This window comes from Nocardia sp. NPDC001965 (assembly GCF_053594175.1).
The window spans coordinates 82232-107341 of sequence record NZ_JBSFDZ010000020.1 but is presented as its reverse complement, the minus strand read 5'-3'; the positions used below and the strand labels follow the sequence as shown (position 1 = coordinate 107341).

Below are 25110 nucleotides of genomic sequence, written 5' to 3'. Positions count from 1 at the left end.
GGTCAACGCGTTCGCGATCACCTTCGCCGACCGCTGGCCCGACGCCCGAACCTACTGAGAGAAACCGCCGGAAACACCGTTACCGAGATAGTCCCTGCCGCGCCGATTCACGCGGGTAAGCCCGGGTATCGGCTGGATTTGGATCGCAATAAGGACGGTGTCGCCTGCGAATGATCAGTTATGAAAGCGTCCCGCCTGTCCGCAGATTGAATGGGTGGGGCGGCTTCACGATTGGGTAATCGTCCTGACAACCGGTTGACGGTTGCCGCTATCGAGGTTGACACCCGCAGGCGAGTACGGTCAGTCTGGCATCAGTGACCCTGGTCGAAGCCCCCACTCCCGAAGGCATTGTTCGAATCCGAAAAGTCGACTCCGTTGAAGTGGAAGTTCACGACGCCAGCGATAGCGCGTGCGTCATCCTCTGAAGCTGTAGCGTCACCAGCGTTCGGTACCCGCTCCTCAATCTCCAGTGCGAGATCAAGAACCCGATCCCGAATCGTGTCTAGGATCTGTGAAAACTTTCGCCCAGAGACGTAGTAGTAGGTCCGGCCGGGCGTCTCGCGTTCGCGCAGACTACCCAGGTGCATACCGCCAACAGAGCTCGCTCTCCCGGTTCGGTATGTTCTTGTCTCGTACGCGGCCCGGACATCGTCTGGTTCGCCTTCCAGCGGCCAGAAAAACCTGGTTTGCGCCTTTTTGGCGTACTCCTCAAGGTCCGCGACCGATTCACGGAATGCCCGCGTGAAATACCATTCTCCACGGCTGGCTTCTGGCACCTCTTCCAACTTCAAAGCCACCACCCGACTGTCGCCACCCGCGGAGTACTCTCTGCGAGGACTCACCTCGATCTGCCCCCGATAAACCGGCAACAGGGTGCCGTGAGGGTATCCGCGGAGTTCGTGTTCGATCCATTCGAGCATGTCTTTCGCGCCCGCCCGGAACGCAACAACCTTCAGCTTCCGCAGCAGATCGCGAACCGGGCCGTTCTCCTGAGCAAGGTCGATAACCTCCTGGATCTGCGACATCGGCGCGCTCTACTCTCCGGTCGTTCCGACGGCACCTGGCAGCAGACCGCCTAGCATTTGACCGAAGCCACTTCCGCCGAAGGCGTTGTTCGCGCCCGACATGTCGGTTCCGAGGAAGTTGTAGTTGACAATGACCTGCCTCGCTTCGCGCTTTGTGTCGTCTGAGGCGTCCGGTTCACCAGCATCCGGCGCAACTGCCTCAAGCTCAAGCGCCAGGTCAAGCGCCTTGTTCCGAATCTGGTCAAGAATGCCAACAAACACATGATCCGGGACCGAGTAACGCACGCCCACACAGCGAAGCATGGGGTCGACATCACCCTTGCCCTGCTCGATGAGGTAGTTGTACATAGCCAGAGCTTCGGCCGGCCAGCCGAACGAGGTCTCGTCTTCGGACGCTGCGAAGCTCTCGATCTCGGCGACCGGGTGAGGCAACTTCATCTCGAAAAGATAGGACGATTGGGCTTCCTCCGGGAACACTGAACGGCGCACCACGTGATTCTTGACCGAAAATCCGGCCGGGCCTATGAACTGAGCCCGCGGCATCGTCGTGAAGGGGCCCCGATAGGTGGGCACCGGAGAATTTCTCGGGTAGCCGTTTAGCTCCTGATTCACCCATTGCAGCATCTCTGGTGCGCCGGTTCGAGTCGCCAGTACCTTCAGCTTTCTGAGAAGGCCAGCGACCGGACCTGTGCCTTGTGCATCGTTGATGACATCTTGCAGCAGTGTCATCGCTACCCTGCGGCCGCGAAGCCGAGGTAGCCGAACACTGCGGCGACAACTGCATTCATCGACGCCTCGGTGAGGGCCAGCCGGGCATCCGCCAACCATGCTTGCACGCGGGACCCGGCCTGACCGCCATGGATCGGACCGTCGACCTCGATCGCCCTGAGTAGGTTCGCGATGTTGTCGTCGGACACCCCCGCCCGGCGGAGCGAGCTTTCGAGTTGGTCTCGGTCACCGGCCTGCGGGGCTTGGTTGATGGTTTGATGGAACCCTTCGCCACCGAACGCGTTGTTCGACCCGGACATGTCGTTGTCTCTGAACGTGAACTTGTTGTCTGCCATACGGATTCCGCCCTGTTTGCCCGCCAACACGATTGTGGACAAGCCAGGCTAGCAGTCGGCAACCCGGTTGCGGTAGAGGCAATTTCACTCCACAGGGGTTTCTAGTTTCCCACCGCGTAACAGGTACAAACAATGCGTCGATATTTAACGCCGGCGCCGGTCCACACTGCGGGATACCTCCCGGTACAGCTACGGCCCACAAGGGGTACGAGGGGCCGTAGGCATGGGCGCGAGGGCTACACGGCACCAGATGCGTAGCCCAGCCTATGGCGTTAGCAAACATCCCGCAGCCAATTCAGGTCGCGGTTGGTTTCGCCCCTCGGACTGCACAAGGCGGGCGAGGAGTTGGTCCAGAATCTCAGGTCGCTCCCGGCAAATCTTGGCGATACGCGCATAGAGCTCGGGTGGCATCGGGCCGAGGCCGGGCAAATCGACAGGGTGGATCACGATTTTCGGCATGCCACATCGTCTGCGGTGCATCATGAACCGCTCGGAAGGTTCACCGGATGAGCACAGAGTTCACACTCCCGGCCTCGAACACCCACACCGGAATTCTAGCCACCCGGGCGCGCGTGATGCAGTCCTTTGTTCCAGCCGAGCGGCCTACGGGGAACGCACATACGAGATCGACCATCGCCTGATTCCGGAGCACGCCGACCTTCTTGCCGTGCGTCTTCCAGTCGGCGGGGTGTGCTTCTACCCGGAGGTTGCCGCCAGCCCAAATCTCGGCCGCCCGCGAGTCCGCTCCCGCGAAGTGAACGACGAACCGGGGGATCGTGCCTCCGATTCTCCGTGGAGTCGCATGGTCGCCCACCATACACGCTGAACAGTGAGCGGAGCGCCTGCGCCTGGCCGTCGGCCAGCGTGCCACCGCGTGTGGTCGTTCAAAACATTACACAGCGACGGCGGTGACCCCCCGACAACGCGAAACGTCTCCGCCGGCTTTGCCGGCGGAGACGTTTCGCGCTCTGGCAACCGACATCCTGATGTGGAAACCGTCTCGGCCCACTAAAGGCCGCTATCGATGCAAGTTTCCTACTTGAGCCGGACCATGCTCCGTGAAGATTTCCGGTGATCAGTAGACCCGGTGGCCAGTGGGTGTGGTTCGCCGGTGAGGTGCGCGACAGCAAGGGCGACTTCGGTGATAGTGGCGGTGGTGTAGATACCGGTCACTCCCCCACCTGTTTGGCTGTGGCGCGCGAATTCCCGGGCCACAGCGGTGCCGTAGTGGCGCTCGACCCAGGTGATGGTGGTGTGACGCAGCCAATGGATGGAGATCCCGTGGGTGTGCACCCACGGCAGGTGCTTACCGAGACGTTCGAACAGGTGGTTGTAGCGGCGGCGGGTAATCGGGTTGCCGTTCCGCGCGCGCAGCAGCGGACCGGAGGCGGGTGCGCCGCGTTGTTCGGCATGGCGGCACAGGGCCTGCATGAGGGTCGGTGAGATCGGTTGCCACAGCTGTGTGCCGCCCTTTTCGCGCAGCAGGATCACCGATTGCACCGGGTCGAGATCCTGGGGCCGCAGGGCCAGCGCTCCGGCGCGGCGGCAGGCGGTTTCGGTGTGCAGCCGCAGGATTAGGCTGTCCAGTTCCGGGTCGTTGCCGGTGGTGGCGGCAACTTCGACGAGCTGCGCCAGCAGATCGGTCGGGAGGGCGCGGCGGTTGGATCGGGTGCGCTTGGGTTTGGTCAGGCGTGCGGCGGGGTTGTCGCGTGGGTCGACGAGTCGGCTGTCCTCGGCGTGCCGATACAGCTTGCGCAGGGCGTCGATGACGTGGCGTACGACTTCGTTGCCGCCGCGATCGGAACGCCGGATCACCCGAGTGGCGCGGATCTGTTCACACAGGACCTGCAGGTCCGCGGTGGTGGGTTCGTCCAGTCGCCTCTCACCCCAGCCGGGTTGAATCAGGATCTTGTGCCAGTACGTGCAGTAGTGCTCACGAGTGCGGCCCGCGGGCATCCGGTCGATCGCGGCCGGGATGAACTCGGCGAAGGTCGGTGCGAGACGGGCAGTCTCGGCCGAGGCTCGGGCGTCGAGATCGGCGACGGTGAGGCCGAAGCGTTCCATCATCATCTGGACCGCAGCGATATCGGCCTGGGTACCAGCAGTCATTCGGGTGCTCCTTCGGCGAAGCGGCGAGCGAGGATGTCGTCGACGACGTCGGCGGGATAGACGACCAGCAGTGCCTGGTCGGGGTCGGCGGCGAGCAGGACGCGCTCGTGGATGCGGATTCCGGCGGCGTGGCGGACGGCGGCCGGGATCGAGATGTGGCCGTATTTGGTGACGCCGCGGCGGCCGTGCCCGGGTCGGGTGATCAGGACGAGGCCACTGGTGACGCGCCAGGACAGCAGGTCGCCGGGGTGCCAGTCGAGGGCGTCGACGATGGCTTTGTCGACGACGCGGCCGTTGGTGTCGACAGGCCGGATGCTGTGCACGGCCCTCGATCGCACGGGCTCCTCGAGGGTCGCCATCGGCAGGGCGGGACCCGAGGCGAAGACGGACGAATCGCCCAAGCCAGGTCCGGCAGCGAAGGAGGGAAGCAACGGCCGCAGTGTGTCATCGGTCACAAGTTTCACCCCCGCTGGGGGTGAAACCGCAGGTCACGGTGGTGACGGGAAAATGGGTGTCCAGGCAGTGCACGGACACGGTTTCTGGGGCACAAATGCAGCAAAAAAGTGTCCGGAGGGGGACTTGAACCCCCACGCCCGATAAAGGGCACTAGCACCTCAAGCTAGCGCGTCTGCCATTCCGCCACCCGGACCGGTGTGCTCAGCAAGAGTATCGGATCGTGCCACCGGGGCAAAATCGCGGGTCCCACCTGCGGATATCTACACAATTGTCAGCCGCTGACGAATTCGGGTCCGGCCGCTGCGGGTCGTCGGTAGATTATGGGCGCAACGGTGCAGTCGCGGTGAGGAGCGCCAAGTGGGACATGATGTCGCGGTCGTTATCGGGGTGGGCGGTATGGGGCGGGCCATCGCGCGCCGGATAGGGGGTGGGCGGCGGCTGCTGATCGCCGACTTCGACAGGGACAATCTGGACTCGGTGGTGGAGCTGCTCGCCGGGGAAGGGCATGAGGTGGTCGGGCGGCAGGTGGATGTGTCCGATGCCCGGTCGGTGGCTGCGCTGGCACAGGCGGCCGGTGAACTGGGGCGGGTCACTCATATCGCGCATACCGCGGGGGTGTCGCCCACGCAGGCCGTGACGAAGGCGGTGCTGGAGGTGGATCTGCTCGGGACGGCGCTGGTGCTGGACGCGTTCGAGGGGGTGGTCGCCGAGGGCGGGGCCGGTGTGGTGATCGCGAGTATGTCGGCGTATCTGGCGCCGCTACCGGACGACCAGGTCGCCGCGCTCGCGCATACTTCGGCGGGGGAATTGCTGGCGTTGCCGTTCCTCGACCACGACGCGCATCCGGGCATCGCCTACGCGACGGCGAAACGGGGGAATGTGGCGCGGGTTCAGGCCGCGGCGGTCGCGTGGGGGCGGCGGGGGGCGCGGCTCAATTCGATCAGTCCGGGGGTGATCTCGACGCCGATGGGCCGGCAGGAACTGGACGGCGAATCGGGGGCGGCGATGCGGGCGATGGTCGACGCGTCGGCGACCGGCCGGTTGGGGACACCGGACGATATCGCGCATGCGGCGGCATTTCTGCTGGATCCGGCCGCGAGTTTCATCGCGGGGATCGATCTGCTGGTCGACGGCGGGACGGTGGCGGGCGTGCGGGCGCTGACCGCCGGGTGAGGGCCCGGTCCGGGCGGGTTCACGGGAACGGGTTCACCTCCAGTGTCTCGGCACGGGTGAGGACAATTGTTGACGACGCCGGGACTCACGGATGATGATGCGGCCACCAGCCCCGACGTCTCGGAAGTGAACTGTGCCGCCCACCGGAGTTCCCGCAATCCATCTAGGTCCGGATCACGACCTCGCCCTCGCGCGCGGTATCGAAGCGGGCGGTGGCCGCCTGGTTCCGCTGGGCGAAGCCGAGGCGGTGGTGTGGAAGGGCGGACCCGACTCCTTCCCCGAACGACTGCCGGACACGGTGCGGTGGGTGCAGTTGCCGAGTGCGGGGATCGAACGGTGGTTCGCGGCGGGAATCGTCGACGACAGGCGGATCTGGACCTCGGCGGCCGGAGCGTACGCGTCGAGCGTGGCCGAGCATGCGGTGTTGTTGCTGCTGGCGGGCGTGCGGGGACTGGGTGAGCAGGCGCGCGCGAGTTCATGGCGCAAGACCGAGTTCGAAGCGCGGGTGGGTACGTTACGGGGCGCGACGGTCGCGATCATCGGCTGCGGCGGTATCGGCCGGGCGATGATCCCGCTGTTCACCGCATTCGGGGCGGAGGTGCTGGCCTCCACCCGGTCCGGGACGCCCGTGCCGGGAGCAGCCGAAACGGTGGATTCGAGCCGCAACACCGAACTGTTCTCGCGCGCCGACCATTTCGTGATCGCAGCACCGGCGACCGCCGAAACCGCGCGGCTGGTCGACGCGGACGCCCTGGCACAGATGAAACCGACGGCGTGGATCGTCAACATCGCGCGGGGATCGCTGATCGATACCGAGGCACTGGTGCGGGCGCTGCGCGCGGAGACCATCGGCGGCGCGGCGCTGGACGTCACCGATCCGGAGCCGCTTCCGGACGGGCACCCGCTGTGGTCGTTGCCCAATGCGGTGATCACGCCGCATCTGGCGAACCCTTCGGCCGGCCTGCCCGGTCTGCTGGCCGAGCATGTGCGGGCCAATGTCGAGCGGTTCGCGGCCGGCGAACCGCTGCTCTCGCTGGTGGAGATCGACCGCGGCTACTGAACCGCGTCTCCGGGCTCGTGGCCGGTCAGACCTCGAGGATTTCGGCTATCGGACGGCGCGGGGTATCGGCCAGCGGCGCGGCGCGGCGCGAACCCCAGCCGACCCGGACCATGGCCTGCGGGTAGGCGCAGTCGTGCAGCAGGCCGGTCCGGATCTCCTGCCGGGATTCGGCCACCCCGAGCGGTTCGGTCTGCACGCTGGTTGCCAGCCCCAGACCGGTCGCGGTGAGCAGGAGCGCGCTGGTCGCCTCACCGGCCCGCAGCTGTGCCCGCCGGTCGTCGCGGGTGGTCCCGACGACCAGCCATTGGGCGGCGTCGGGCTGATCCGCAGGATCCAGGAGAGCCGGGTCCGCGAAGGTCCGCACCGGGAGTTCACCGGACGGGCGCGCCGCGGGGGCGTTCTGCGACGGTACGCCGTCGGTGAGCCGGTTCCGTCCGCTCCAGCGGGCGATCTCCTCCTGGTATCGGCGGTCGGTGGCGTGGGCGGTGACAGCGCGCCGCAAGGGGGTGGCCAGGCGTGGCAGCAGCGTATCCGGGACCTGCCGGACGGCGGCGCCGTGCGCCGACACCTGAGCGGCCAACGACCTGAGATGGCGGGCCGGGACCGGCCTGGGCAGGAAGTGGCGCCGATCGGTGCGGCGCAACATGATCGCCGCGGCCATATCGACCTGGGCGGCACCGGCCGGACTGCGGGCCGTGTGGATGGTGGCGAGATGCTCCGGGTCGCGAGGATCGGGGCAGTAGTCCACGGTCGACGCCCAGCCCAGCGCGGCCAATGCGACGCGCATATGGTGCAGCGCCGCTCCGCAGCTGACCACCAGCGAGCGTTGGTTGAAGTCGGTGACTGTCAGCTGCCTGCCGGTATCGGCGAACAACTGGATACCGTCCGCAACGGGCCGCCAGCGCCAGGGCTGGGTGTTGTGGACGGACGGCGCTCGTACTGCCAGGCCGAGGGCGGTATCGGTGACCTCACGATCCAGGATCGCGCAGGGCATTGTGTTTCGTCCTTCCGGTTACGGGCGATGAGGAGATTTCCCGGCCGTGCAACCCGCCGGGTGGCCGCTAAAAGCGGCGTCGCCACCCCACCGCGGCTCGTTGCGGCACCGGCGCCGCCCACCTGCGGTGGTGGATTCACTGCGTTCGAGCGTAGACATTCTGCGCGTGGATGGCACGGGTCGGCCGCCGGATTTGCCGAAAGGTATCCGCGCGGCATAGATCTGTCCTGTCCGAATCCTGCACTGGGCGCGCGGATCCGGTTTTCTCCTGTTGACAGCAATACCTTCGGCAAGTCTGGTGTGATATTCGACACATAATCGACCGTTACCGAGCATTCGCCGGCACACGCGGCTCCGGCCAGAGCAGACACGAACGGTCCGGCGCTGTTTCCCGCACCGGATGCCGGGTAGATCGGCAGTACTCTGGCCTACTACCCCTGGTGACCAGCTGTGACAGATGCGATACACCGAGGAAAGGGATGCACATCATGCTGCTACGCCGGCTTGCCCGCCCCCTACTGGCGAGTGCGTTCGTCGTCAACGGAGTCGAATCACTGATGCATCCGGAATCCCGGGTGAAGGAGGCGTCGACTCTGGTGAACAAGGGCAAGGAGACGCTGCCGTCCGATATCGCGGGCAATCTGCCCGAGGATCCCAGCACGCTGGTGCGCGTCACCGCGGCGGTGCAGATCGCCGGAGGCACCCTGCTCGCACTGGGCAAAGCGCCCAGGCCGGCGGCTTTGATGCTGGCTGCGACAGTGGTGCCGGCGACGGTCACCGAACAGAACTTCTGGGCGGAGAACGATCCGCAGCGCCGGGCGGCCAAGCGAACGGCCTTCCTCAAAGACGTGAGCCTGCTGGGTGGCTTGCTGATCGCCGCCTCCGATACGGCGGGCAAACCCTCGCTGGGCTGGCGTGGGCGCCGGGCCGCACGCCGGGCGGCGACCACGGTGAGCGGTGCGCTCCCGGTCGGATCGTCCGGACGTGGCGGTTCCGGTGACGCCGTGCGGCAGCAACTGCAGCAGGCCTCCGAGCGGGGCCGGGATCTGGCGAGTACCGCGGCGAGCCGGGGTGCGGAACTGGCCGAGACCGCACAGCAGCGCGGACCGGTATGGGCGGAGGCCGCAAAACAGCGGGGTTCCGATTGGGCCGACGTCGCCAAGCATCGGGGTGCGGAGCTCGCCGAGACCGCACAGCACCGCGGACCGGAATGGGCCGAAGTCGCGAAGAACCGTGCCGCGGAGTGGGCCGATTACACCAAACACCGCGGCAGCGAACTCGCCGAGACCGCACAGCACCGCGGGCCGGAATGGGCCGAGGCGGCCAAGAACCGGGCCACCGAACTCGCCGACTACACCAAACACCGCGGCAGCGAACTCGCCGAGACCGCGCAACACCGCGGACCGGAATGGGCCGAGGCGGCCAAGAACCGGGCCACCGAACTCGCCGACTACACCAAACACCGCGGCAGCGAGCTCTCCGCGTCGGCGAAGGCACAGCGTGCCCAGCTGGCGAAGACCAAGGCCAAGGCGGCCAAGGCCAAGGCGAAAGCAAAGAAGAAGTGAGCCCGACCCCGCCGATCAGGTGACCGACACGACGCTGCCCGGGCTTCCGGCCCGGGCAGCGTCGTGTGACGGCGTCGTGTCACATACCGGGGAATTCGAGGATCGGCGCCGGGTAGTCCACCTGCAGCCGCCACGGCCGATGGATCGCCCTGCCCTCGATATCGGCGAGTTCGGGAACCCAGCGGCGGACATAGCCGCCGTCCGGGTCGTAGCGTTCGGCTTGACGCAGGGGGTTGAGCACACGGTTGGGCCGGGTGTCGTTACCGGTGCCCGCGACCCACTGCCAGTTGAGCTGATTGTTCGCCACATCGGCGTCGACCAGCCAGTACCGGAAGTGCCGCGCGCCGATCCGCCAGTCGACGCGCAACGATTTGGTGAGGAAGCTGGCGGTGATCAGGCGGGCCCGATTGTGCATCCAACCCTGGGCGCGCAACTGCCGCATTCCCGCGTCGACGATCGGAATACCGGTCCGCCCTTCGCGCCAGGCTTCGACCGCCTGTTCGTCCTCGCGCCAGCGGATCCCCCGATCGCGATAGTCCGCCCAGGCGGCATCGGGCCGGGCGGCCAGGACCTGATGGTGGAAATCCCGCCACGCCAGCTGCCGGACGAAGGCCGCGGTCCCTTCGGTGGAATCACCGGCCCGGCGGACCACTTCGGCCGGGGACAGACAACCGAAATGCAGATACGGCGAAAGCCGCGAGGTGCTGTCCCCAGCCAGATCGTCACCACCGGTCGCATAGTCGTTCGCGCTGCGGGAGAGCCAGTCCCGCAATATTTTCCGACCGGTCGTCTCGCCGCCGACGGACAACTCCGGCGACGGTTCCCCGGCACCGATATCGCCCGGCTCCGGAAGGAGCCCGGCCGGGATACCGGGCAACTCGAGGTGGTGTGGCGCGCGTAGCGGCGCCCGGCGCTGGGCCGCGGTCCACTGCCGGAGGTAGGGCGTGAAAACCGCGAAATGATCGCGGCCGGACGGGAGCAGATCGCCTGGTTCGACGACGGTCAGCGAGGCGCTGTGCACCCGCAGTTCGCGGCCGTCACGCCCCAGGCGGTCGTGCAGCCGCTGCTCACGCCTGCGGCTGAAGGCACTGAAATCGGCCGCGATATGGACGACCGAGGCATCGGCGTCCGCCGCCACCCGCGCCACTTCCTCGGCGAGATCACCGGAGCGGACGATGAGCCGGCCACCGAGTTCGCGGAGTTCGTCGTCGAGTTCGCGCAGGGCGGCCGCCAGGAAATGCGCGCGATTGGGCGGGCATCCGCCGCCGGCGAGAATGGCCTCGTCGAGTACGAACAGCGGGACCACCGTATCGGCGTCGCGATGGGCTGCGGTGAGCACCGGATTGTCCCGGACCCGTAGGTCGCGGGTGAAGAGAGCGACCGCCGCGGCGGTCACGCGAACCAGACCAGGCAGAAGGTGTGTCCTACCGGATCGGTGTACACCCGGAAAGTCGCTTCCGCGTGGACGAACGTGGCGCCCAGCGCCAGCACGGCCGGTTCGGCGATCTCCACGTCGCGCACCAGCACATCCAGATGGATCTGCTGGGAACCGGCCGGATCCGGGAAGCGTGGCGGCTCGTACTCCGGCGACAGCTGGAACGCGAGCCGGCGACCCTGCGGGTCGACCATGGCCACCCACGTGTCGTCGCTCTCTTCGCGTACCACCTCGCCGCCGAGCAGTCCCACATAGAACTCGGACAACTTCCACGGATCCGGGCAGTCCAGTACGACTGTCCGCAACCCCTCTACCCCGTCGGCCACCATGGACGGGCCCTCCTTCCGATTCTGATCAACGGTGTACACGTACCCGGGCGCACACCGGGAAAACCCGCGAGCGGTGCGCGCCGAGTGTAGGGCGATGATCCGGGTCCGGAGGGTAGGTGGATCAGCGCGTCGGCGTGGGTATCTCCTCGTAGACCTCGCCCACGGCACCGGCGAGCAACCGATCGGTCATCTCCTGCTTCAACACGGTCAGCCGGGCATTCTCGGCGGGACCGCGGTCGCGGCGCGCACCGAGCTCGATGAATTCGCCGGTGACGAAGCCGGCGTCGCGCAGTCGCAGCGTCACGACGCGCTCGCCGTGGGTGAATTCCCAGACGTAGCGGGCGAGTACCGGGCCGCGCGCGGTGTCCGCGAGTTCGGGATCCACCGTGAAGCGGTCGCCGGTGACTGCGCGCAACACCATCTCCACGGCATCCCGCCCGCCCGGGCCGGGAAAGGCTGTGCGGACCGCGATCTCCCGCCGCTCTATCTCGCCGAGCAGCGAAACAGCGTGCCGCACAGCGCAGTACGCGTGCGCGACGCCACCGGGAAATTCGGTGCCGTGATATTTCATCAGGTCGTCGAACGAGAATTCGATCGGCGTACCGGCTTCGAGGACTGTCAGCATGTCTTCTCTCTGTTCCTGGTGGCCCAGTGCAACGCCGAATAGAGCAGTTGGGTGGCGCCGGGCATGAATCCGGATCCGTGGTGGTACACCGGATCCATCGTGGTCACGAGCAGCTTGCCCGCGGTGGAGGTCTCGTCCAGGTACAGGATCGAGCCGTCCCGGACCCCTTCCTCGGTGTACAGGTCGACCAGGCTCACCGCGCCCGCCGGCGGTTCGAGCACACCGTGGTAGTGCCAGATCACCGATCGGTCGGCGAAGAACTCCCATGCGGGGTGGCCGGGTTCGAGTTTCCGCAGCCGGTGGTCCTCGCCGGTGCGCCACCACCAGAACACCGTGGGCCGGGCCTGCTCCCGGACACCGGGTAGCCAGCGCCCGCACTCGTTCTCACCGAAGACGAGAACCGTCGCGCCGCGCTCCAGCCCGGTCAGGACGGGTTCGGTCCAGCGCCGCAGCAGGTCCGGTCGCAGCCGGTCGGCGACCACGATCACCTCGGCCCCGGTGATCTCGTCCGGGGCACCGGTCCGGATGTGCACCGGCCGGATCCGGTAGGGCGCCAGTGCGGGATCGGCGAGAGTGGCCAGTTGCGCGTGGCTGCCGCCGTGCAGCAGGACTATCCCCGAAGCAGGGGCGGGGTCATTCATCGCGAGCCTCCAGCCACTGCAGGAGCTGGTCGTGCAACCGGGCGGTACCGCGGGCGGCGGTGGCAAACTGCGCCAAGTCGTTACCGCCGTGTACCAGTACCCGGCCGGCACCCAGCGGATAGTCGTAGTCGATCGGCGCCCGGGTCCGGCCGATCGTGTGCACCACCCGCGCGCCTTCGGGCAGGTCCAGATAGCAACCGCGCCCGTAGAACCCGGCGACCCCGATACGTTCCAGTTCCGCGAAGGGAACGGGGCCGGGGGTGCCGGTGTTGTAGAGGAAGGCGCGCGGATCGGTTCCGGCCCAGACCGGGTGTTCGGTCACCCGTGTCAACGCGAGATCGCTCGGGTTGCGGAATTCGAGTTTGCGCCATTTCGTCAGGCCGTCGAGGAACAACCGCTGGACATGGCCGTTCACCACGACCCGGCCGCCACGGGTGACGAACGCGTCGAGCAGCGGCCGCTGTCCGGCCAGGTACTCCTGGTCCACATCGCCGGTCAGATAGATACCGGTGACCTCGGCGGTGCACTCCCCCGGCAGATCGTAGACGTCGACCTCGCGGAACCCGCCCGCGATCTCCCCGGTGCGCGGGGCCATCACCGCTTTCAGCACCGTCATCCGATCCCCCGCCCGAAGTCGGGGACCGTCAGACGCCGTATCGCACTGGGTGTCTCGATATCGGCGGTCACGATCGGGACGCCGTACATCTGCGAGAGCAGCGCGCCGGTGAGCAATTCGCGGGTCGGGCCGATGCGCTGATCGTCCGGCGCGACCATCAGCATCGACCGCTCGGCCACGTGCAGGGCGTGATCGGGGTGATGGGTGGTCATCACGACGGCCATTCCTTCGTCGGCCAGCGCGCGTAGCACGGTCAGCACCTGGGCCTGGTTGCGCAGGTCCAGGGCGGCCGCGGGTTCGTCGAGAACGATGGTGTCGCATTCGGAGACCAGTGCGCGGGCGATGAGTACGAGCTGACGCTCCCCGCCGCTGAGCCCGGTGTAATCACGATCGGCCAGATGTGGCACACCGACCCGGCGCAACGCTTCCCGGGCCGCCGCGCGATCGACGGCGGTGGGTGTGCTGTAGATCTTCACCGTGCGGGCCCGGCCCATGAGCACGATATCGAGCACCGAGAACGAGAAAACGACCGAATGGCTCTGCGGGACATAACCGACTCCGCCGGACACCTCGACCGAGCCGGCGACCGGCCGGATGAGACCCGAGAGGCATTTGAGCATGGTCGTCTTACCGCGGGCGTTCGGTCCGAGCACGGCGAGCACCTCGCCCGCGCGGGCGCGGACCGAGACGTCGCGGAAGATCCACGGTCCCTTCTGGGAATAGCGGAAGGACAGCGAGCTGGCTTCAAGCATCGGCACCCCATAGGCGGGAACGGTTGCGGATCAACAGCACCACGAAGAACGGTGCGCCGATGATGGCGGTGAGGATGCCGATCGGTATTTCGGCGGTGCTGATCGTGCGCGAGAGGGTGTCGATGACGGTGAGGTAGGCGGCGCCGAGCAGCGCGCTGACCGGCAACACCAACCGGTTGTCCGTACCGACCATCATGCGCACCAGATGCGGTACCACCAGCCCCACCCAGCCGACGACCCCCGCGACCGAGACCGAACCCGCGGTGATCATCGCGACGCAGACCAGCAGGAAATTCCGCAGGCGTGCGGGTTTCAGGCCCAGCGCGGTGGCGTCCTCATCACCCATGGCGAGAATGTTGAGCCGCCAGCGCAGGGCCAGCACCACCGCACCCGCCGCCACGATCGGAACCGCGGCGGTCAGCACCTTCGGATAACTCGCGGTCGCCAGCGAGCCCATGAGCCAGAAGACGATCGAGGGCAGTTCGCTGTACGGGTCGGCGATATAGGTGATGAACGAGACCATGGCCTGGAACATCGCACCGACCACCGTGCCGCCGAGGATGATCATCAACAACGGCGCGCCCGGTACCGCCCGGGCGATCGTAACCACCAGAACCAATGCCAGGACACCGCCGAGGAAGGCCCCGCCGACCAGCGCCGCACCACCGAAGCCGGCGAGCAGCACCAGCACGCCGCCGAAGGACGCTCCCGAGGACACACCCAGTACCTGGGCGCTGGCCAGCGGATTGCGGAACACGGCCTGCATCACCGCGCCGGTGAGCGCCAGTCCGGCGCCGAGCAGGATCGACAGCAATACCCGCGGCAGCCGCACATCGAGTACCACGGTGCTCTCCTGTGGGTACCAGGTCTGCTCGAGCGGGAAGACCTGTGCCAGCAGGATGCGCACGATCTCGTTCGGCGGGACGGTGTAGCGACCCACCGCGAGCGCGGCGATCGCCACGACCAGCAGCAGGAGGAAGAAGCCCGGGATCGCCAGCAACCGGCGATCGAAGCGCGCGCGGCGCGGCGCCGGAACTTCCGGCGCCGCGACCGCGACAGGTTCAGCGGCGGAACTGGTCATAATCCGCGGCGTCTTTGTTCAGATCGAAACGCAGCACCTGATCGATCTCTTCGTCGGAGATCCGATACGCGAACAGGTCGTCGAAGGCGGCCCGGATATCCGCGCGGAACTTCCCGTCACGCGCGCCCGGGTACAGGATCTGGTGCATCCACTGCCACATCAGCGGCGATTCGGCACTGGGCACCTGCCAGCGGTAGCCGCCGAGCGGAGTCTTGTATACCCGTTTGTTCTGCACCGCGCTGACACTGGCCAGCCGCGGATCGGCGTAGATATCGGCGGGGGTGCTCTCGTCGAAACCGCTGAGCATGATCACTTCGGGATTCCAGGCCAGGATCTGCTCGGGGCTCACCTGCCCGGCGTCGGAGACGAAGCCCTTGGTCACCAGATCCGCGCCGACCAGGTCGAACTGGTAGCCGTCGTAGCCCTTCGGGCTGGTGGTGCTGTAGGTGTCACCGGCCCGGGACAGGATCATCGCCTTCGGCCGCGGGCCCTGCTGTGCCGCTACCCGGTCACGCATCTCGGTCTGCTCGGTACGCTGCCAGTCGACGAGTTGCCGGCCACGTTCGGGTTTACCCGCGATCTGGGCGAACAGGGTGATCCACTGTTCGAGGTCGTCCTGGGTGCCGTATTTCAGGCCCACGACCGGGAATCCCGCCGCCTCGATCGGCGCGGTGACATCGGGTCCGCGGTCGCCCCACTGCACCACGACATCCGGGTCGAGTTGCAGCAGCGTCTCCACATTCGGCACGAAGTCGTTGCCCGCGACGACGGCCGATTCGGCCGATTCGGGGAACATGGTCGCGAACATGCCGCCCTTGTTGGCCACCAGTGTGGACTGGTTGATGCCGACGATGCGGTCGTAGCTGCGGTCGACCGCGGCGAAGATCGACGGCGCCGGCATCACGGTGAACGCCACCTTCGCCGCCGGTCCGTCCAGTGCGACGGTTTCGCCACGCTGATCGACGATGGACAGCGCCCCGGTGGTCGCCACGTCCTCGGTCTGCGGTTCCCGGGTCGAGCACCCGGCGGTCAGCGCGAGGGCCCCGATCATGCCGGCGACCATCCATCGCCGTGGCGGCAAGCTCCGCTTCCACCGCCGTGCACGCTGCATATTCGATGCCATGCGCTTTACCGTCCTACTCTGAATCGTACAAATCGGATTCAGGTTAGCCTTACCTACAAAACCAGTGTGAACCGGGCCCGGCTCACTTATCCACGCGGGCACGCAGACTCCGCCCGGTCGCCTAGTCGGCCGGGCGCAACGCCTCGGAGATGCAGTTCGGAGAGGGTGACGTCGATCGCGGGGCGAACGAAGAGAGCACAGCAATCGGGCACAGCACACCCCGGGACCGGCTCGGTTCCGATCCCGACGAAGCGCCGGCCGACCCGCCGCTACATGAGCACGTAGAGCGTGAACACGACGACGAGGCTGCTCACCAGACCGGCACCGACTTCCACAGCGAGATAGCGGGGTGAATATGTGCCCTGCATCCACAGTGCCCACACCGGCGCGCAGATCCGTAACGCGGCGAAGAGCACGGCGAGGCCCAGCGCACCCGCCGGACCGCTCGACGGCAGCAGCGGATGCAACCACGCGTAGCCGACGGTCATGGCGTACACCTCGATCTGGTCACCCAGGAAATGCTGGGCGGGACCCCGCGCACCCGAACGCCCGCCTCCGGCGGCGACCCCGGTTCTCCGCTGCTCGGCATGGACACGCGCGACCCACGGGTTTCCGTATATCGCCGCCATGGCGACGATGTTGAGCAGTCCCGCGACCAAACCCCACGCGAGAATTCCTATGGCGGCCATTTCCTCGTTCCGGTGATCGGTTCCGCACCACACCACCGATACCCGAGGTGCCGTGATCTCTTCGCGCGAGCAAGCCCGGCAACGGTATCTCGCGACATCACACAGGGGCACATCACCGTTCCCAGAGGTGGCGGTCACCTGTCGCGCCGGGCTACGGGCATCGCCGAACGCATCGGTCACGAACGTCCGCGGTTGTTCCGCGGCAGGAAATTTCGCGACCGCGCAGGACCCGACACATTGTCACCGGTGGGCACAACCACGCGTGGCCGAACGCCTACGGTTGTAGGATACGGCCGAAAGGTGTTGCCGCCTGTATCTCCAGAAGAGGACCCGTTGTAGGTATGAGTGAGGGACCGCTGAACTGGTCCGCATCGCGCGAGCATCAGGTTGTCGCACTGCAGAAGACGCCGGTCGTCTCCTACCCCTTCGGGAAGCAGAAGCAACCGAAACCCCATCCGAGCAGCGGGGTTTCGACCGAAGATCCGAGAATCATGCACGGCCGGATCTCCCCGTCGGCAGAGCTGGACATCCCCGCCGAGGAACCGGACGACAAGGATGCACCCGCGCCGAAAAAGCCTTCCCCGTGGCACAGGAACACCGCCGCGTCTCCACTGGCGGGCGCCACCGGGAACGATGCCGAACGAGCCCCCGGACCGATACCGCAAGCGCTGGCCCTGGCACAGGTGCGTAAGGACATACTCGCCGGCGATTCCGGTATCGACCGGGCATTCTCCGGCAGGCTGGTCGCCGAGCGATTCAGTGTCGGCTGGGTCGTGTACTCACCCGCTGTCGGGAGACAGCGCACCACTGCGATCTACTTTGTCACCGACGACGGAGACATCGAAAAGACCACTTCCGTAGCAGATCCGTCTGCTTACCTAGAACACGTCGAGCAGCGGTTCTGGCAACGCCAGGCCCTGTTCGGGTAGTCCGATCCGGCTACCGAGCGGGTGCCACGCCGAGCTCGGTGAGAAGGCCGCGGACCCGGCCCTCGATGTCGTCGCGGATCCGGCGCACTGTCGCGAGGTCGGCGCCGGCCGGGTCGTCGAGTCGCCAGTCGAGGTAGCGGGTTCCGGGAAAGTAGGGACAGGCGTCGCCGCAGCCCATGGTGATCACCACATCGGAGGATTCGGCAGTATCTGCGGTCAGGACCGTCGGGGTCCGTGCGGAGATATCGATCCCGGCCTCGCGCATCGCCTCGATCGCGACCGGGTTGACCGTGCCGGCGGGTGCGGTGCCGGCGGAGCGGACCAGGACCCGGTCGCCCGCGAGGTGGGCGAGGAACGCGGCGGCCATCTGGGAACGCCCGGCGTTGTGGACACAGACGAACAGCACACTGGGAGCGGCGGACACGGCGGAGACCTTTCAGCCGGCCGGTGCCGAGAAGAGGCGCCGACGCAGGGCGAGAGAGAGATAGACCAGAGCGAGCAGGGCCGGGACCTCGATCAACGGGCCGACCACCCCGGCCAGAGCCTGGCCCGAGGTCGCGCCGTAGGTGGCGATCGCGACGGCGATGGCGAGCTCGAAGTTGTTGCCTGCCGCGGTGAACGCCATCGTCACGGTCCGCGCGTACCCGAGCCGCAGGATCGCACCGAGGGCGATACCGCCGCCCCACATGAGCGCGAAGTAGATCAGCAACGGCACCGCGATCCGCACGACATCCAGTGGCCGCGCAGTGATCTGCTCACCTTGTAGCGCGAACAGGATCACGATGGTGAACAGCAGCCCGTAGAGCGCCCACGGGCCGATCGCCGGGAGCAGCCGGGTTTCGTACCAGTCCCGGCCGCGGGCCTTCTCCCCGATCCGGCGGGTGAGATATCCGGCGGCCAGCGGGATCCCGAGGAACACCAGCACCGAGACCGCGACAGCGACCGGCGAGGCTTCGATCGCCGTCTGTTCCAGGCCCAGCCACCCCGGCAGGACCGACAGATAGAACCAGCCCAGGGCCGCGAACATGAGCACCTGGAACACCGAGTTGATCGCGACCAGCACCGCGGCGGCTTCCCGATCCCCGCAGGCGAGGTCGTTCCAGATGACGACCATCGCGATGCAACGCGCGAGGCCGACGATGATCAGTCCGGTTCGGTATTCGGGCAGGTCCGGCAGCAACAGCCAGGCCAGCGCGAACATCAGTGCGGGTCCGATCACCCAGTTCAGCAGCAGTGACCCGGCGAGGAGGCGCCGATCGCCGGTGACGGTGCGCACGCGGTCGTAGCGGACCTTGGCCAGCACCGGATACATCATGATCAGCAGCCCGGCTGCGATCGGCAGCGAGATCCCCTCGACCTCCACCGCCGACAGCGCTCCGCCCAGTCCGGGCACCAGGCGCCCGAGCGCCAGCCCCGTGGCCATCGCGACCCCGATCCAGACCGGCAGCAGCCGGTCCAGCATCGGCAACCGCGGGGCCGGCGCCTGCACCTTGATGCTCACACCCGCACCACACCGTTTCGTCGCGCCGTGGTCATCGGGCAGCACCAGCGGCCGGGGCACAGCACGCGGTCTCGGCCGGATCGCGGCCTTCGGTACCGCAGCATCCCGGCACCGCTTCCTCATCGGAGACCTCGGCGAACTCCGGCGCGGTACCGAAGGACTCCGAATCGGCCAACACCGTGTAGACCTCCCACCGCTGCGCACCCGGCCCGGTCACCCACACCTTGTCCTGGGTGGCGAAACAACAGGTCGTCGCGATCTGCTCCTCGGTGAACAGGCCTGCCGCCGACAGCCGGGCGATCTCGGAATGGACCTGCTCGGAGGATTCGACCTCGACACCGAGATGATTCAGGCCGCCGCCGTGGCCGGGGTTCTCGATGAGCACCAACTTCAGCGGCGGTTCGGCGATCGCGAAGTTGGCGTAGCCGGGTTTCACCTTCGCCGGTGCGGTACCGAACAGCGCCGAGTAGAACCCGACCGCGGTTTCCAGATCGTCGACGTCGAGCGCGAGCTGTATCCGGGACATCATGACCACCACCTGTGTGACATATATCGAATAGCTGACGGTGTCAGTCTGCCACCTTTACGACATAAGTCAATAAGCTCGGGTAGAATCCCTCGTATGCCGAAAGCATTGCCCGTCATCGATATCACCGCACCCGTCTGCTGCGCCCCCGTGGCAGCCGGCCCGGTCGACGACGAGGCGGCCCTGCACGTCGCACTCAGACTCAAGGCGCTCGCCGACCCGGTCCGGGTCAAACTGATCTCCCTGCTGCTCGCCGACCCCGATCTCGGCCGCACCGGTGGCGACCTGGCCGCCGCGGTCGGGCTGTCCGAGTCGACCGTGAGCCATCACCTCACCCAGCTCCGCAGAGCCGGATTCATCGACTCCGAACGCCACGGCATGAGCGTGTTGCACCGCGCCCGGCGCGATGCCCTCACCGCGCTGTGCGCAGTGCTCGACCCCAACTGCTGCCGCTGACCCCGGCCGAGCGACCAAGGGGGCTACCGCCGCTGCCCCGCGAGTTCGGCGGGCGAGGCCTCGGCGGCGCTCCCGGTGAGACCACTGGGCCACCACACCTTCGGACCGACGAGCGCGAACAGCGCGGGAATGACGACGGTACGCACCAGGAAGGTATCCAGCACGATCCCGATACCGACGATGATGCCGAGCTGGGTGAGCGTGATCAGCGGTAGCACGCCCAGCACACAGAACACCGCGGCCAGCACAATCCCGGCACTGGTGATCACCGCGCCGGTCGCCGAGACCGCGCGGACCATACCGTCGACAGTGCCGTGCCCCGGTGTCTCCTCGCGTGCCCGGGTCACCAGGAAGATCGTGTAATCGATACCCAGCGCCACCAGGAACAGGAAGGCGAACAGCGGCACCGTGGTGTCCAGCGCGGGGAAGCCGAAGATATGGGCGCTCACCAGACTGCCCAGCCCCAGCGCAGCCAGGGCGCTGAGCACAGTGACACCGATCAACAGCACCGCGGCGGGCAACGCGCGCAACAGGACGAGCAGCACCGCGAACACCACCACCAGAATGAGCGGTATCACCAGCAGTTGATCGTGGCGGGCGGCGTCCCGGGTATCGAGTGCCTTGGCGTCACTGCCGCCGACCATCGCCTCGGCGCCGGGAATTCCGGACAGAGTCGTCCGCAATTGTTCGATCGTGGTGTAGGCGGCCTCGGATTCGGGGGCCGCTTCGAGGGTCACCATCCACCGGTCCACACCGTTGTGACTGCCGGTGGGCATCACCGCGGAGACTCCGGGAGCGGTTTCCAGGGCGGGCCGGACCGCCGCGGCGGCGCTGTGCTGGGTGAGTACGACAGTCGGATCTGAGGCACCCGAGGGGAAATGCGCGGCCAGGGTGTCCAGCCCGTCGACCGATTCGGCGCGCACCCGGAACTGCTCGGTCTGCGACAACCCGATATCTGCGCCGGTCAGACCGGCCGCGAAGACGAGCAGGAGCGCGATCGCCCCGCCCGCGACCACCGCGGGCCGGGCCACCACCCGGGTGGCGATCCGGTGCCATACCCCGTGCGTAGCAGTCCCGTCGGCGCTCGCGTGCGGAACGAACGGCCAGAAGATCTTCCGGCCGCACAGGGCCAGGGCGGGCGGGAGCGCCAACAGGACGAACGCCACGGCTACCAGCAGCCCGGCAGCCGCCATGAGCCCGAGCGACCGGGTGTTGGGCAGTGTCGCGAGCAGCAGCGTGCAGAGCGCGAGAACCACGGTCACATTGCTGGCGAGAATGGCCGGACCGGCGCGGCGGACGGCCTCGCGCAGGGCGCCGCGGTGATCGCTGTGCCCGTGCAACTCGTCGCGATAGCGCGACACCAGCAGCAGCGCGTAATTGGTTCCCGCGCCGAAGACCAGCACGCTGGTGATACCCGAGGTGGACCCGTCGAAGGAGAGGTCGGTGATCCGGGCGAGTGCCGTGCCCACACTGGTTGCGGTGCGGTCGGCCAGTCCGATCACCAGCAGCGGCACCAGCCACAGCACCGGCGAGCGATAGGTGACGATCAGTAGCAGCGCGACCACAAGTGCGGTGACGGCGAGCAGGGTCACATCGGCACCGGCGAACGAGTCGGCGATATCGGCGCCGAAGGCCGGGCCGCCGGTGATCTGCACCGTGAGCCCGGGCGGTGCGGATTGCGCGGCCGATTCACGCAGCCGGTCGATCTCGGCGGTGAGATCCTCGCCGCTCAGCTCGGTGGAGACCGTCGCACGACCGAGCGCCGCGCTGCCGTCCGGCGCGACCACGAGCGCGTCGGCTCCCGCGCCGGCGACCTCCTGCACGGTTTCCGCGGCGACGGCGCGGTCGGCCTCGGTCAGTTCGGCGCCGTCGGTCCGGGTGATCACCAGGATGGCCGGCGCGTCGCGGCCACCCGGGAAATCCGCCACGGCAGCCTCGACCTTCGCGGCTTCGGAGTTCTGCGGTAGCGAGGTCGGAGCCTGCCCGGCGTCGTCGTTCGCGCCGACACCACCGATCACCGCGCAGGCGGCGGCGAGGACGGCGACGAGCAGTACCCATGAGCGGCGGCCGGTGACCACGGCGGCGAAGCGTTCCCAGGCGTTCACACGGCAACTATTTCAGAAACTGAAATAACTGGCAATCCCGGGCACCCCCGGGCACCTACACTCTTGCGAGCGGGATCAGGGAAAGGACATCGCAGGTGACACACGAACCGCCGGAGGAGCCGGGGCCATCGAACCGGGAACACGCCGAAACCGAGATCGCCACCGATATCCGCGCCCTCACCGCCGTCTCCGAACAGATCGGCCACCTCTTCGCTCATTCGCATTCCCTGCGCAGCAACGATTTCCGGGCCCTCATGCATATCGCCACCGCCGAAGCCGAGAGCCGGCCCCTCACCGCCGGGCAATTACGCGAACTCATGGGCCTGTCCTCCGCGGCGATCACGTATCTGGTGGAACGGATGATCGCCTCCGGCCATATCCGTCGCGAAACCGATCCCGGCGACCGCCGGCGAGTCCTGCTGCACTACTCCGACCACGGCATGTCCGTGGCCGGCGAATTCTTCCACCCGCTGGGCAGGCGCACCCGTGCGGCGCTGGCCGAGCTGCCGACCACCGATCTCGCCGCGGCGCACCGGGTGCTGGGCGCCGTCGTCACCGCGATGCGTGACCATCACCTCGCACTCACCCAGGAGTCGACCGGCCGCTGAACCGATTCGCCGAGCCGGGAACATCGGTGCATATCACCGCGGGTACGGGGTAAGACGCCCGACGACCCGCGGTCGACCAGCATGCTGATTGCCCCGGCCCCGCGCGGGTATTCGGCCGGGCAGACAGGAGGTGTGTGTCATGCCGAAGGAATGGACGAGCAAACAGGAACGGCAGTACGAACACATCAAGGAATCGGCTGAGGAACGCGGGGCCGGGACGAAGCGGGCCAAGGAGATCGGCGCGCGCACGGTCAACAAGAACCGCGCCCAGGCCGGTCAGTCCAGGACCGCGAGCCGCTCGTCGACCCGTGATATCTCCCCGCAGCGGCGCGGCGGGCTGCGCTCGGGTACCGACAAGCCCAAGGGCCGCACCCGCGACCAGCTGTACAACGAGGCGAAGAGCCGCAACATCAAAGGTCGCTCCAAGATGACCAAGGACGAGCTGGCCGAGGCGCTGGGACGGTCGTAGACCCGAGCACCCTCGACCCCGCGAATTCGGGTCCCGGCCGCGGAATCGACCTGAACCGACCGCGCGGCAGCGTTGGCCACGACGGGCACAGCCGCGGTTCTGTCACGGTAGCGGGCCCGAGCAACGGCCCAGAGTCCGCTACCACGGCTCGCCGGTCAACGACCCGGCCCGAGATCGAGCCGCCGGGTGACGCGATCCACCAGGTCCGGCGGCATTCCGGGTTCCCGGCGCGCGGCCTGCGCCTCGCGCCGGCCGGCCTCGGTCACCTCGGCCCGGATACGTTTGACCGCGACCGCCATCCGGGCGTCCCGCTCCGCCTGGGCGCGGGCGTCCTCGTCGGCCGCTTCCGGATCGGCTCGGGCCAGCCGGCGGCGGATGCCCTCACGGAGCCGCTCGTAGAGTTCTTCGGGTACGTGCTCGGCCTCCGACAGCTCTTTCAGCCGGGCCAGTTCGGCCCCCACCACCCGCTCCCACAGCTGCCGCTCCAGCCGGCGCTCGGCCCGCGTATCGGCGTGCACACCGGTGAGCCGGACGATCAGCGGCAACGTCGGACCCTGGACGAGGAGGGTGAACAGCACGACCGCGAAGGCGGTGAAAAGGATCTGGGTGCGGCCCGGGAAATCCGCACCCGCCTCGGTCGACAGCGGTATGGCCAGGGCCAGCGCCACCGTCGCCACCCCGCGCATACCGGCCCACCAGGTGACCACCGTTTCGCGCCAGGTGTGGGGTTCGTCGGTGTCCTCGTCGGGCCACAGTTTCCGGCGCAGCGACCAGGTCGTCATGAGCCAGAGGAGCCGCAGCACCACCACGACGGCGACCACCGCGCCCGCACCACCGAGCAGTTGCGGCCAACTGTTCCCGGTGGCCGCGAGTACCGCGCTCAGTTCCAGGCCGATCAGGCCGAAGGCGAACCCGCTGATGAGCAGCTCGGTGATCTCCCAGAACGAATTGCCGACCACGCGATAATCGGCGTCGGCGAATTCGGTGACGGCGTCGGTCAGGTACAACGCGCACACGAGTACCGAGAGCACCCCGGAACCGCCCCAGGACTCCGCCAGCCCGTACGCCGCGAAGGGCAGCAGCAGACTGAGCGCCACCTGCCAGCTGGCTTCCCCCAGATAGCGGGTCAGCCGGCTTCCCGCCATACCCAGTACCAGCCCGACCGCCACGGCCACCACCGCCGACACCACGAACTCCAGCGCAGCACGCGGCGCCGAGAACTGCCCGGTGAGTACCGCCTGCACGGCCACCGTGTAGACGACGATCGCGGTGACATCGTTGAACAGCCCCTCGCCGCCCAGCACCACCACCAGCCGGCGCGGTAGTCCGAGCCGTCCGGCCAGCGCGGTCGCCGCCACCGGATCGGGTGGCGCGACGATGGCGCCGAGCACGACGGCCGCGGCCACCGGGAGCCCCGGGAACCACGCGTGGAACACCGCCGCGACCGCGGCCGTGGTGGCCAGCACCAGTCCGACCGCCCGCAGCACAATGGGTTCCCAGCTCTCCGCGAACTGTCGCCACGAGGTGCGCCGGGCCGCCGCGTAGAGCAGCGGGGGCAGTACGAGCGGCAGGATCAGGTGCGGTGGCACCGCGATCTGCGGTACGAACGGCAGCAGCGCGAGCGCGCACCCGAACAGCGTCATCAGGACCGGGGAGGCGATGCCGATCCGCCGCCCGATCGCCTCGGCGAGTATCGCGGCGAACAGGATCACGAATGTCAGCACCAACTGGTCCATGACCGTCCAGTCTGCTGCCACCGGGCCGCCCCGGTCACGCGCA

The 25110-nt window shown here is 67.5% G+C and carries 28 protein-coding genes and 1 tRNA gene; 8 read left to right on the top strand and 21 right to left on the bottom strand.

All coding sequences use genetic code 11. The annotated features are described in order from the left end of the window. Positions 1 to 33: 33 nt before the first annotated feature. A complete protein-coding gene (locus ACWCPQ_RS24795; RefSeq protein ID WP_449902894.1) occupies positions 34 to 174 on the top strand; it encodes an excalibur calcium-binding domain-containing protein in 141 nt (46 codons plus the stop codon). Between the two features lie 137 nt (positions 175 to 311). Here the strand turns inward: ACWCPQ_RS24795 and ACWCPQ_RS24790 are convergent, their stop codons facing one another. The 6 genes from ACWCPQ_RS24790 to ACWCPQ_RS24765 all read right to left on the bottom strand — a co-directional run bounded on the left by ACWCPQ_RS24790 (position 312) and on the right by ACWCPQ_RS24765 (position 4847). Beyond that, a complete protein-coding gene (locus ACWCPQ_RS24790; protein WP_449902880.1) occupies positions 312 to 1025 on the bottom strand; it encodes an AbiTii domain-containing protein in 714 nt (237 codons plus the stop codon). Positions 1026 to 1034: 9 nt separating this feature from the next. Beyond that, the gene (locus ACWCPQ_RS24785) at positions 1035 to 1754 is read right to left on the bottom strand and encodes an AbiTii domain-containing protein (RefSeq protein WP_449902878.1); all 720 of its coding nucleotides are present in this window, start codon (positions 1752 to 1754) and stop codon (positions 1035 to 1037) included. A 2-nt stretch (positions 1755 to 1756) separates the two neighbouring features. Continuing rightward, entirely contained in the window at positions 1757 to 2089 is a 333-nt protein-coding gene (locus ACWCPQ_RS24780; RefSeq protein ID WP_449902876.1) for a hypothetical protein, read from the bottom strand. Between the two features lie 1035 nt (positions 2090 to 3124). Continuing rightward, the gene (locus ACWCPQ_RS24775; RefSeq protein WP_449902875.1) at positions 3125 to 4198 is read right to left on the bottom strand and encodes a tyrosine-type recombinase/integrase; all 1074 of its coding nucleotides are present in this window, start codon (positions 4196 to 4198) and stop codon (positions 3125 to 3127) included. Continuing rightward, positions 4195 to 4536 carry a hypothetical protein gene (locus tag ACWCPQ_RS24770; protein ID WP_449902873.1) on the bottom strand — a complete coding sequence of 114 codons (342 nt, stop codon included), beginning with the start codon at positions 4534 to 4536 and terminating at the stop codon, positions 4195 to 4197. The genes ACWCPQ_RS24775 and ACWCPQ_RS24770 overlap by 4 nt, the downstream gene beginning before the upstream one ends. 226 nt (positions 4537 to 4762) lie before the next feature. Further along, positions 4763 to 4847 (bottom strand) — tRNA-Leu (locus tag ACWCPQ_RS24765). Positions 4848 to 5011: 164 nt separating this feature from the next. Here ACWCPQ_RS24765 and ACWCPQ_RS24760 point away from each other — a divergent pair. Beyond that, a complete protein-coding gene (locus ACWCPQ_RS24760) occupies positions 5012 to 5827 on the top strand; it encodes an SDR family oxidoreductase (RefSeq protein WP_449902870.1) in 816 nt (271 codons plus the stop codon). 133 nt (positions 5828 to 5960) lie between these two features. Further along, positions 5961 to 6887, top strand: coding sequence for a D-isomer specific 2-hydroxyacid dehydrogenase family protein (locus tag ACWCPQ_RS24755; protein ID WP_449902868.1), 927 nt, complete (start codon positions 5961 to 5963; stop codon positions 6885 to 6887). Between the two features lie 25 nt (positions 6888 to 6912). Here the strand turns inward: ACWCPQ_RS24755 and ACWCPQ_RS24750 are convergent, their stop codons facing one another. Further along, on the bottom strand, positions 6913 to 7881 hold the full coding sequence (locus tag ACWCPQ_RS24750; protein WP_449902866.1) for an Acg family FMN-binding oxidoreductase: 969 nt from the start codon (positions 7879 to 7881) through the stop codon (positions 6913 to 6915). 479 nt (positions 7882 to 8360) lie between these two features. On the opposite strand from ACWCPQ_RS24750, the gene ACWCPQ_RS24745 reads away from it, so the two are divergent. Continuing rightward, a complete protein-coding gene (locus ACWCPQ_RS24745) occupies positions 8361 to 9446 on the top strand; it encodes a DoxX family protein (RefSeq protein ID WP_449902864.1) in 1086 nt (361 codons plus the stop codon). 79 nt (positions 9447 to 9525) lie between these two features. Here ACWCPQ_RS24745 and ACWCPQ_RS24740 read toward each other — a convergent pair whose 3' ends face one another. The 9 genes from ACWCPQ_RS24740 to ACWCPQ_RS24700 all read right to left on the bottom strand — a co-directional run bounded on the left by ACWCPQ_RS24740 (position 9526) and on the right by ACWCPQ_RS24700 (position 16737). After that, positions 9526 to 10842: a cryptochrome/photolyase family protein gene (locus tag ACWCPQ_RS24740; protein WP_449902862.1), complete on the bottom strand. Its 1317-nt coding sequence runs from the start codon at positions 10840 to 10842 to the stop codon at positions 9526 to 9528. Continuing rightward, positions 10839 to 11210, bottom strand: coding sequence for a VOC family protein (locus tag ACWCPQ_RS24735; protein WP_449902860.1), 372 nt, complete (start codon positions 11208 to 11210; stop codon positions 10839 to 10841). The genes ACWCPQ_RS24740 and ACWCPQ_RS24735 overlap by 4 nt, the downstream gene beginning before the upstream one ends. 121 nt (positions 11211 to 11331) lie before the next feature. Then, positions 11332 to 11835: a hypothetical protein gene (locus ACWCPQ_RS24730; RefSeq protein ID WP_449902858.1), complete on the bottom strand. Its 504-nt coding sequence runs from the start codon at positions 11833 to 11835 to the stop codon at positions 11332 to 11334. Beyond that, on the bottom strand, positions 11829 to 12476 hold the full coding sequence (locus ACWCPQ_RS24725; RefSeq protein ID WP_449902856.1) for a hypothetical protein: 648 nt from the start codon (positions 12474 to 12476) through the stop codon (positions 11829 to 11831). The genes ACWCPQ_RS24730 and ACWCPQ_RS24725 overlap by 7 nt, the downstream gene beginning before the upstream one ends. After that, positions 12469 to 13092 carry a hypothetical protein gene (locus ACWCPQ_RS24720; RefSeq protein WP_449902854.1) on the bottom strand — a complete coding sequence of 208 codons (624 nt, stop codon included), beginning with the start codon at positions 13090 to 13092 and terminating at the stop codon, positions 12469 to 12471. Before ACWCPQ_RS24720 ends, ACWCPQ_RS24725 begins: the two co-directional genes overlap by 8 nt. After that, positions 13089 to 13844: an ABC transporter ATP-binding protein gene (locus ACWCPQ_RS24715; RefSeq protein WP_449902852.1), complete on the bottom strand. Its 756-nt coding sequence runs from the start codon at positions 13842 to 13844 to the stop codon at positions 13089 to 13091. The genes ACWCPQ_RS24720 and ACWCPQ_RS24715 overlap by 4 nt, the downstream gene beginning before the upstream one ends. Beyond that, positions 13837 to 14925: a FecCD family ABC transporter permease gene (locus tag ACWCPQ_RS24710; protein ID WP_449902850.1), complete on the bottom strand. Its 1089-nt coding sequence runs from the start codon at positions 14923 to 14925 to the stop codon at positions 13837 to 13839. The genes ACWCPQ_RS24715 and ACWCPQ_RS24710 overlap by 8 nt, the downstream gene beginning before the upstream one ends. Beyond that, a complete protein-coding gene (locus ACWCPQ_RS24705; protein WP_449902848.1) occupies positions 14906 to 15976 on the bottom strand; it encodes an ABC transporter substrate-binding protein in 1071 nt (356 codons plus the stop codon). The genes ACWCPQ_RS24710 and ACWCPQ_RS24705 overlap by 20 nt, the downstream gene beginning before the upstream one ends. Before the next feature lie 341 nt (positions 15977 to 16317). Beyond that, the gene (locus ACWCPQ_RS24700) at positions 16318 to 16737 is read right to left on the bottom strand and encodes a hypothetical protein (RefSeq protein WP_449902846.1); all 420 of its coding nucleotides are present in this window, start codon (positions 16735 to 16737) and stop codon (positions 16318 to 16320) included. A 341-nt stretch (positions 16738 to 17078) separates the two neighbouring features. Between ACWCPQ_RS24700 and ACWCPQ_RS24695 the strand changes: the two genes are divergently transcribed. Next, positions 17079 to 17666 carry a hypothetical protein gene (locus ACWCPQ_RS24695; RefSeq protein WP_449902843.1) on the top strand — a complete coding sequence of 196 codons (588 nt, stop codon included), beginning with the start codon at positions 17079 to 17081 and terminating at the stop codon, positions 17664 to 17666. Positions 17667 to 17676: 10 nt separating this feature from the next. On the opposite strand, the gene ACWCPQ_RS24690 is transcribed toward ACWCPQ_RS24695, so the two are convergent. The 3 genes from ACWCPQ_RS24690 to ACWCPQ_RS24680 form a co-directional block, all read right to left on the bottom strand. Further along, complete coding sequence (locus ACWCPQ_RS24690; RefSeq protein WP_449902841.1) at positions 17677 to 18090, bottom strand: arsenate reductase ArsC; 414 nt, start codon at positions 18088 to 18090, stop codon at positions 17677 to 17679. Positions 18091 to 18102: 12 nt separating this feature from the next. Beyond that, positions 18103 to 19128, bottom strand: a complete 1026-nt coding sequence (gene arsB / locus ACWCPQ_RS24685) for an ACR3 family arsenite efflux transporter (protein ID WP_449902892.1) — start codon at positions 19126 to 19128, stop codon at positions 18103 to 18105. A gap of 70 nt (positions 19129 to 19198) precedes the next feature. Further along, positions 19199 to 19693, bottom strand: a complete 495-nt coding sequence (locus ACWCPQ_RS24680; protein WP_449902890.1) for an ArsI/CadI family heavy metal resistance metalloenzyme — start codon at positions 19691 to 19693, stop codon at positions 19199 to 19201. A gap of 96 nt (positions 19694 to 19789) precedes the next feature. On the opposite strand from ACWCPQ_RS24680, the gene ACWCPQ_RS24675 reads away from it, so the two are divergent. Next, on the top strand, positions 19790 to 20149 hold the full coding sequence (locus tag ACWCPQ_RS24675) for an Rv2640c family ArsR-like transcriptional regulator (RefSeq protein ID WP_449902839.1): 360 nt from the start codon (positions 19790 to 19792) through the stop codon (positions 20147 to 20149). Positions 20150 to 20172: 23 nt separating this feature from the next. Here ACWCPQ_RS24675 and ACWCPQ_RS24670 read toward each other — a convergent pair whose 3' ends face one another. Beyond that, a complete protein-coding gene (locus tag ACWCPQ_RS24670; RefSeq protein WP_449902837.1) occupies positions 20173 to 22254 on the bottom strand; it encodes an MMPL family transporter in 2082 nt (693 codons plus the stop codon). Positions 22255 to 22349: 95 nt separating this feature from the next. Between ACWCPQ_RS24670 and ACWCPQ_RS24665 the strand changes: the two genes are divergently transcribed. Both ACWCPQ_RS24665 and ACWCPQ_RS24660 read left to right on the top strand, forming a co-directional pair. Beyond that, complete coding sequence (locus ACWCPQ_RS24665; protein WP_449902835.1) at positions 22350 to 22862, top strand: MarR family winged helix-turn-helix transcriptional regulator; 513 nt, start codon at positions 22350 to 22352, stop codon at positions 22860 to 22862. 139 nt (positions 22863 to 23001) lie between these two features. Continuing rightward, positions 23002 to 23331 carry a plasmid stabilization protein gene (locus ACWCPQ_RS24660; protein WP_449902832.1) on the top strand — a complete coding sequence of 110 codons (330 nt, stop codon included), beginning with the start codon at positions 23002 to 23004 and terminating at the stop codon, positions 23329 to 23331. 155 nt (positions 23332 to 23486) lie between these two features. Here ACWCPQ_RS24660 and ACWCPQ_RS24655 read toward each other — a convergent pair whose 3' ends face one another. After that, complete coding sequence (locus ACWCPQ_RS24655) at positions 23487 to 25067, bottom strand: Na+/H+ antiporter (RefSeq protein ID WP_449902830.1); 1581 nt, start codon at positions 25065 to 25067, stop codon at positions 23487 to 23489. Positions 25068 to 25110: the final 43 nt, after the last annotated feature.